The 7759-nt window shown below is 53.8% G+C and carries 6 protein-coding genes and 1 pseudogene; 3 read left to right on the plus strand and 4 right to left on the minus strand.

Translation table 11 applies throughout. The features are described 5' to 3' along the window. Positions 1-38: 38 nt before the first annotated feature. The gene (locus tag OGV94_RS12780) at positions 39-2303 is read right to left on the minus strand and encodes a hybrid sensor histidine kinase/response regulator (RefSeq protein ID WP_221922849.1); all 2265 of its coding nucleotides are present in this window, start codon (positions 2301-2303) and stop codon (positions 39-41) included. 114 nt (positions 2304-2417) lie between these two features. Between OGV94_RS12780 and OGV94_RS12785 the strand changes: the two genes are divergently transcribed. From OGV94_RS12785 to OGV94_RS12795, 3 genes are all read left to right on the plus strand, one after another. Continuing rightward, entirely contained in the window at positions 2418-3941 is a 1524-nt protein-coding gene (locus tag OGV94_RS12785; protein WP_075145337.1) for a sugar ABC transporter ATP-binding protein, read from the plus strand. Further along, positions 3934-4929: an ABC transporter permease subunit gene (locus tag OGV94_RS12790; protein ID WP_043018111.1), complete on the plus strand. Its 996-nt coding sequence runs from the start codon at positions 3934-3936 to the stop codon at positions 4927-4929. The genes OGV94_RS12785 and OGV94_RS12790 overlap by 8 nt, the downstream gene beginning before the upstream one ends. Before the next feature lie 73 nt (positions 4930-5002). Then, positions 5003-5944, plus strand: coding sequence for an ABC transporter substrate-binding protein (locus OGV94_RS12795; protein ID WP_286523502.1), 942 nt, complete (start codon positions 5003-5005; stop codon positions 5942-5944). Between the two features lie 71 nt (positions 5945-6015). Here the strand turns inward: OGV94_RS12795 and OGV94_RS12800 are convergent, their stop codons facing one another. From OGV94_RS12800 to OGV94_RS25225, 3 genes and pseudogenes are all read right to left on the minus strand, one after another. After that, positions 6016-7422: a KPHS_23130 family T6SS system protein gene (locus tag OGV94_RS12800; protein ID WP_087051816.1), complete on the minus strand. Its 1407-nt coding sequence runs from the start codon at positions 7420-7422 to the stop codon at positions 6016-6018. Beyond that, entirely contained in the window at positions 7419-7679 is a 261-nt protein-coding gene (locus tag OGV94_RS12805; protein ID WP_043018109.1) for a PAAR domain-containing protein, read from the minus strand. Before OGV94_RS12805 ends, OGV94_RS12800 begins: the two co-directional genes overlap by 4 nt. Position 7680: 1 nt before the next feature. After that, positions 7681-7759, minus strand: a pseudogene (locus OGV94_RS25225) (T6SS immunity protein Tli3 family protein); the annotation flags it as partial.

The following is a 7759-nucleotide window of genomic DNA, read 5'->3' on the forward strand; positions in this document are numbered from 1 at the left end:
GGTAATCAAAGCGTATTTTCGCGGGTAGCGGAGGAATCTCAATTACGCGAATGCCGCAGCGCCTGCGCCAGTTCTCCTCGGGTAAAAGGTTTACGCAGTAATGCCACATCCGGCAGCGCCGGGTTATGCGCCGGACGTAAATCCTGACCGCTAATCAGCAGGATGTTCAGTTGCGGATAATGTGCCAGCGCATGATTAACCACATCCACGCCGCTTAACCCCCCCGGCAACATTAAATCGCTGATAAAAATATCAATCTCGGATGAAGCCGCTAGCATATGCATCGCCTGTTCGCCGTTGGCGGCCTCTAACGTCAGATAGCCCAGCAGGTGTAACTGCTCACATAACGTCTGGCGCACATCGGCTTCATCTTCAAGTACCAGCACCAGTTTTTCATCGCTGCTCGCCGCATGTACCGCCACCGGTTCTGCCTGAGCCTGCACCGGCACAACGGCGCGAGGAAGCTGCAATCTGACCGTCGTTCCCTGTCCGGGCGCGCTTTCAATCTCCACCCGGCCACCGGACTGGCGCACAAAACCGTAGACCATCGATAGCCCCAGCCCGCTGCCGCTACCGGTCTGTTTAGTGGTGAAAAACGGTTCGAAGACCTGAGCTTTCACCTCCTGCGACATCCCGCAGCCCTGGTCGGCGACCTCCAGCATCACCATATCCTGCTTACGCCCATCGCTGCGCGTGACCCGCTGGTTCCAGGTACGGATTTTAATCGTGCCCGCCTGCCCGTCCATGGCGTCACGGGCGTTCATCACCAGATTGATAATGGCGTTTTCCAGTTGGCTGACGTCAATCCACGCGGGCCAGGCGGGAGACTGGGCTTCAATCTCCAGCGTCAACGTGGCCGGAAGAGAGTGGCGCATCAGTTCGCCCAGGTTTTCCAGCAGCGTTTTCAGCTCCACCGCATGAGGGTGCAACGACTGTTTGCGCGAAAAGGCCAGCAGCCGCTGGGTAAGCAGCGCCCCGCGCTCGGCGGCTTTAAGCGCCCGATTGACCCGCGGCGCATCGGGCGAGTCTGGGTTCACCAGATCCAGGCTGCCAATAATCACCGCCAGCAGGTTATTGAAATCATGCGCTAATCCGCCCGTCAGTTGCCCCACCGCCTTCAGCTTTTGGCTATGCAATAGCGCTTCCTCCAGCCCCTGGCGCTCGGTGCGGTCGATTTCCATCTGGCTGGTTTTTTCTTTTAGCAATCGGGTGGTGTGCTCCAGCGACGCTGTATTACGGGCAAAGACGCTAAAGGCGCGGGCCAGCTCACCCAGCTCATCGCGACGCTGCAGGGCCGGTACGCTGACGTCCGATTCACCGTGCGCCAGCCGGGTCATCGCCCGTGAAATGGCCGTCAGGTTGGAACCGAGGTTACGGTAGATATACCACCCGGCAAATCCAGTGATCACCACCGCCAGCAGCGCAAACGCCAAAATAAACAACGCGCCAGATTGCAATTCCTGATGGCTTTGCGCCACCCGCTGCTCGGAGATCAGCGCCACCTGCGAGGCATACTGGTTGATATCGCTGTTGAGGATCGCCACCAGCGCTTTGATATGAAACATATACCAGTTGATCGCCAAATCGCTTTGTTCCAGCGCGGAAGAGAGTGGCTCCAGCTTATGCAGTTCCTGGTTGAAGTCGTTGAGGATGTGGCTAATCAGCGGATTATTGGCTTGCAAAGGCAGCGCAGGCATCACGCCATTCAGTTGTTTCACCACCGAACGCGGCGTGGGTGTTTCAATGGCGGCGATAATTAATCGGTCTATTTGTCCCAGCAGCACGTCATCCTGCGCGCCGGTGAGCTTTTGCAGATGACGTAAATAACTTTGATTCTGATACAGTGAACTGAGCAACGCGTTACGTTCCAGGTGTCGTAGTTGCCCGCGCTGCAGCATACCTTCCACGCTGCTTTGTAGCTCCTGACTACGCTGGATAATACGCTCAACCAGCACCGGCTCCTGCTGAGCCAGCGGCGCATTAGCCAACTGTTCCAGCGAATCCTTCAGCGCCCGTTGCGTCTCCTGCAGCCGCTCCGCTTCACCTTTGTATTCCAGCGCGCCAACCACCTGCGACAGCCGCACCGCCGCCGTCGCCACGTTCGCCGTATCCCGCGCCAGGTTCATGCTGCTGGTCATGTCATCAACGGTTTGCTGCTGCACCTGCTCCTGGATCTGACTGGCGTGCTGAAACCCCAGCACCGCCACGCCGCTCACCATCAGCGTAACCGCGACGACCAGCAGATTGAAGAACAGCAATCGTCCGCGCGCACTGGCGAAAAAGTGACGTCCCGGTTGCGGCATATCACGCTCCGTGAAGAAAAATCGCAATATGACAAATATGAACGGCTTCTGACATTTTGCATTTACATTCCTGTGATGGACTGCTGATATCGGCCACCCCACAGGAGATCCGCCATGAGCAGGACACCGGTTCTGGAGATGCGCAACATTGCCAAAGCGTTTGGCAAATTTTACGCGCTAAAAGGGGTCGATTTAACGGTCTGGCCGGGTGAGATTCATGCCCTGATGGGTGAGAATGGCGCGGGGAAAAGCACCCTGATGAAGATCCTCGCGGGTGCCTATACTGCCACCAGTGGTGAGATCCTGATTGACGGTCAGCCGTTCCACATTCGTGGGCCAAAAGATGCGCTCAGCGCGGGCATCACGCTGATTTACCAGGAGATGCAGCTCGCGCCCAACCTGACGGTAGCGGAAAATATCTTTCTTGGCAGCGAGCTGTCGCGCGGCGGTCTGGTCCAGCGTAAAGAGATGGTGATGCAGTCGCAGAAAGTCATCGACCGACTCGGTGCCCAGTTTAAGGCCAGCGACCGTGTGATGACATTGACTATCGCCGAACAGCAACAGGTGGAAATTGCCCGCGCCCTGCACCGTAACAGCCGCATTCTGGTGATGGATGAACCCACCGCCGCCCTCTCCTCACGTGAAACCCACCGCCTCTTTGAACTGATCATGCGCCTGCGCGATGAAGGGATGGCGATTATTTACATCAGCCATCGCATGGCGGAAGTGTATGAACTCTCGGATCGCGTCAGCGTCCTGCGCGACGGGCAATATGTTGGCAGCCTGACCCGCGACAAGCTCAACGCCGCGGAGCTGGTGCGCATGATGGTGGGCCGTCCGCTAAGCGATCTGTTCAACAAAGAACGCGATATTCCCTTAGGGAAAGCGCGCCTCAACGTCCACCACCTGACCGACGGCCATAAAGTCCAGCCGTGCAGCTTGCTGGTGCGCTCCGGGGAGATCGTCGGCCTGGCCGGACTAGTCGGCGCGGGACGTTCTGAACTGGCTCAGTTGATTTTTGGCGTGCGTAAAGCCATCGGCGGCATGATTGAAGTAGACGGTGAGCCGGTGGTGATCCACTCCCCGCGTGAGGCGATTGACCACGGCATTGGCTTTCTGACGGAAAACCGCAAAGAGCAGGGACTGTTTTTAGAGCTGGCAGCGGCAGAAAACATCACCATGGCGACGCTGGAGCGTGATGCCAACTGGGGCATGCTCGATCGCAAAAAGGCGCAGGCTATTTCCGATGACGCCATCAAATTGCTCAACATCCGCGTGCCGCACGCGCAGGTACGCGCAGGCGGGCTGTCCGGCGGTAATCAGCAAAAACTGCTGATTTCGCGCTGGGTCGCGATCGGCCCACGTATTTTGATCCTCGATGAACCCACGCGCGGCGTGGATGTCGGCGCCAAAAGCGAGATCTACCGGATCATGAACGATATGGCGCGCAAAGGGGTGGCGATCCTGATGATCTCCAGCGAACTGCCGGAAGTCGTCGGCATGAGCGATCGCGTGTACGTCATGCGCGAAGGCAGCATTGCCGGCGAGCTGAACGGGCAAAGTATTACCCAGGAAAATATTATGACGCTGGCTACCGGCGTGAACGACTCCCACCATCAGGCGGTGCCCCATGAATAATCCAACCCCTCCCCAGCAGGTGGCGAAATCCGCCTCCGCGAAAAGAATGCTGATGAGCGATCTGATGCAAACGGTCGGCATCTTACCGATTCTCATCCTGATTGTGGCGGTCTTTGGCTTTATCGCGCCCAACTTTTTTACCGAAAGCAACCTGCTGAATATAACCCGTCAGGCGTCGATCAACATCGTGCTGGCGGCTGGCATGACCTTCATTATTTTGACCGGCGGGATCGACCTCTCGGTTGGCTCGATTCTCGGCACCACCGCCGTCGCAGCCATGGTCGTTTCTCTGATTCCTGAGCTTGCCATGCTGTCAATTCCGGCGGCGCTGATGCTCGGCCTGGTGCTGGGGGTGTTTAACGGCGCGCTGGTCGCTTTTGCCGGACTACCGCCGTTTATCGTCACGCTTGGAACGTATACGGCGTTACGCGGCGCGGCCTACCTGCTGGCCGATGGCACGACGGTGATTAACTCCAACATCAGCTTTGAGTGGATTGGTAACAACTATCTCGGGCCGATCCCATGGCTGGTGGTGATTGCGCTGGCGGTGGTGGTGGTGTGCTGGTTCATTCTGCGCCGTACCACGCTCGGCGTTCATATCTACGCGGTCGGCGGCAACATGCAGGCCGCACGCTTAACCGGGATCAAAGTGTGGCTGGTGCTGCTGTTCGTCTACGGCATGAGCGGTTTGCTTTCAGGTCTTGGCGGGGTGATGAGCGCCTCGCGGCTGTACAGCGCCAACGGCAACTTAGGCATGGGTTACGAACTGGACGCCATCGCGGCGGTGATCCTTGGCGGCACCAGTTTTGTTGGCGGGATCGGCACCATTACCGGCACGCTGGTGGGGGCGTTGATCATTGCCACACTCAATAACGGCATGACGCTGATGGGCGTCTCCTATTTCTGGCAACTGGTGATCAAAGGGGCGGTGATCATCATAGCGGTGCTGATCGACAAATACCGTACCCGACACCATCAAAGTGCATAGACAAACTTGCCGGATGGCGCCGCAATCGCCTTATCCGGCCTATAACAACAATACCCTACGTGAGGAAACGAGTATGCGTTTGAAGCCATTAGTGACCGCGCTCTGTGCTGGCGTACTGCTTGCTGCAGCTCCGTTTGTGCAGGCAAAAGAACTGAAATCGATCGGCGTTACGGTGGGCGATCTGGCCAACCCGTTCTTCGTGCAAATAACCAAAGGCGCGGAGCTGGAAGCACGCAAACTGGCGGGGGATAGCGTTAAAGTGACGCTGGTGTCCAGCGGCTACGATCTGGGGCAACAGGTGTCGCAAATCGACAACTTTATTGCCGCCAAAGTCGACATGATTATCCTTAACGCCGCCGACTCTAAAGGCATCGGCCCGGCGGTAAAACGCGCGAAAGACGCCGGGATTGTGGTGGTGGCCGTTGACGTGGCGGCGGAAGGCGCAGACGCGACCATCACCTCCGATAACACCCAGGCGGGTGAAATGGCCTGTAAATACATTACCGACCGCCTGAAAGGCAAAGGCAACGTCGTCATCATCAACGGGCCGCCGGTTTCCGCCGTCCAGAACCGCGTGGAAGGTTGCCAAACCGAGTTCAAACGCCACCCGGACATCAAGGTGCTGTCGCATAACCAAAACGCCAAAGGCAGTCGCGAAGGCGGGCTGGAGATCATGACCGCGTTGCTGGCGGCGAATCCGAAGATCGACGGCGTATTCGCCATTAACGATCCGACTGCGATCGGTGCCGATCTGGCGGCAAAACAGGCGCAGCGTAGCGAATTCTTTATTGTCGGCGTAGATGGATCCCCAGACGGTGAAGAAGCGCTGAAGCGCGAAAACTCACTATTTGTGGCGACTCCGGCACAAGATCCGCAGGTGATGGCTGCTAAAGCGGTCGAAATCGGCTATGACATATTGCAGGGGAAACCCGCCCCGAAAGAACCCGTGCTGATCCCGGTGACGATGATCGATAAAAACAACGTCGGCAGTTATAAGGGTTGGACAGTGAAATAAATCCTGAACCGACTAAGGCTCCTGCCACAAAAAGAGTCAAAGAAGCAAGAGCGCCCGTCAGGGCGCTTACCTCATAAAAACTGAGAGTAATAAATATCCATTTTCTCCTCTATATTATTACTCAGTATAAAAGAAAAAATCATAACCGCCGTGTAAATAACCAGAATACCAATAACCAAAGGTGTAAACGTATACCAGGGGTGACTTTGGAACAGTTCCAGTGGTACGAGACTTACAAATCCCATACACCATAAAATAATTGCGCACAATTTTATGACTCTCCAATAATCATGGAAATCCAGCTTATCAAGTGCCGGATAAGATCCTGGATATTTAGCCGCTATTATGCCGGATTGAATAGCATTTGCGGATGTACTGGCGAATAACTGATGTCCTTGCCCATATTTTGCAGCATCCGCAGCCAATGCCAATACAACCCAGCGCTGAACCTCTGTGCTTTGCCCAGTGACGGCCTCCAGTTCATATCGGCTATCGGCCAAAATGCTCGTTTTTGCGTTTTCTATCCCACTAAATAATACGAACTTTGACTGCTTATCCAGTGAGTTGAACCATAGTTTTTTAATTTTACTCACATCAACTTGCTGTGCAGAAAGATATGTACTTACTATTTCATCAAGATAGTAAGGGGTACTGTCCATCATGCGCAATAAATATAAAGGTGTGTCTTTATCTTTAAGCAGTTGTGTATTGGTAAAAATAAAAGCATTAGCACTTTCAAAAAAGTCAAAATTATTTTCATCTTGCAGTTCAACTGCAATAACCAGGTTATTTTCAGAAATATTTAAATCAACCCAGTCATTAATTAAGAAATAATCAGGGCACTCGTGAAGGATATTAATTTTTCCGACTTTATCGTTGGGGACGCTCAGGCTTGCCAGCACCGCCTTGAAACTACTGCCGATAGTGTCATCCGCTCCCTTAACGTACAGCCAGGTATTAAAAGGCCGATAATCCCTGACAAGAGAATATTTGAGGGGCTCTATCAATTGCCTTAGCACTTTATCAACTCTGGTGTCATCCATTGAGTCAACTTCAATATCAATGCGTAACGGCGTTGCAGAACCTGCTGGCGCTTCCCCCTCTAGTTTCTGAATTTTTAATGCCAGTTCAGGTACCGGCAGAATGGATGAATAGTCTAAAAGAGGCAATGCCCGTATTGCCCAGTTTTTCCACTGATTCATACCATACTGCTCAAGATAACCCGCATAGTAACATGGAAAAGATATAACACCGTAAGTGATTACCATCACACACCAGATTGCCAACACTATTAGCGATGGGATACCTATTGCATTCCATATCAGATCATCAGGAACTTTCTTGTCCTGCAACCAGTTGAATATATTGTATGTTATAAAAAACAGAAAGATAGCACAGCTAATGATCAGCATAATATTCAGCGGGAATTTTTCTGGTTCTTCATAGGGATTCTTGTTTGGTATCTTCCATTTCCTCATTTGCTTGTCCCCGCTGTTGGCAGTGTGGTTTTAATTGCACAACCACATGCGGCCCTACAACCATCCACAACGACGCCTTTGCCATCCATTGTCCAGGTTGGCTCAAAATCAAGTATTGGGAAGGTACCTTTGTGCAGAATACAAACCACAGTATCCCCCATTAAGGCGACAGCAATTCCCATAAACTTGCTACCAGAAGCTTTATTAACATATCCGCCATTTTCCAGCGGATCGTTTAGCCTGATTACACCTTTCATATTATTTCCCCGCATCCATATCGCAGTGCATCCGGGTCCAGCCCTTATAGCCCACCACTTCCGGTTCTTTGTCCGGCAGG

It is taken from the genome of Citrobacter sp. Ce006, assembly GCF_030336535.1.
Lineage (GTDB): Bacteria > Pseudomonadota > Gammaproteobacteria > Enterobacterales > Enterobacteriaceae > Citrobacter > Citrobacter europaeus.

Bases quoted from the DNA above. Each gene is read 5' to 3' on its own strand.
- OGV94_RS12780 (WP_221922849.1), bottom strand. From the start codon at position 2,303: ATGCCGCAACCGGGACGTCACTTTTTCGCCAGTGCGCGCGGACGATTG.
- OGV94_RS12785 (WP_075145337.1), top strand. From the start codon at position 2,418: ATGAGCAGGACACCGGTTCTGGAGATGCGCAACATTGCCAAAGCGTTT.
- OGV94_RS12790 (WP_043018111.1), top strand. From the start codon at position 3,934: ATGAATAATCCAACCCCTCCCCAGCAGGTGGCGAAATCCGCCTCCGCG.
- OGV94_RS12795 (WP_286523502.1), top strand. From the start codon at position 5,003: ATGCGTTTGAAGCCATTAGTGACCGCGCTCTGTGCTGGCGTACTGCTT.
- OGV94_RS12800 (WP_087051816.1), bottom strand. From the start codon at position 7,422: ATGAGGAAATGGAAGATACCAAACAAGAATCCCTATGAAGAACCAGAA.
- OGV94_RS12805 (WP_043018109.1), bottom strand. From the start codon at position 7,679: ATGAAAGGTGTAATCAGGCTAAACGATCCGCTGGAAAATGGCGGATAT.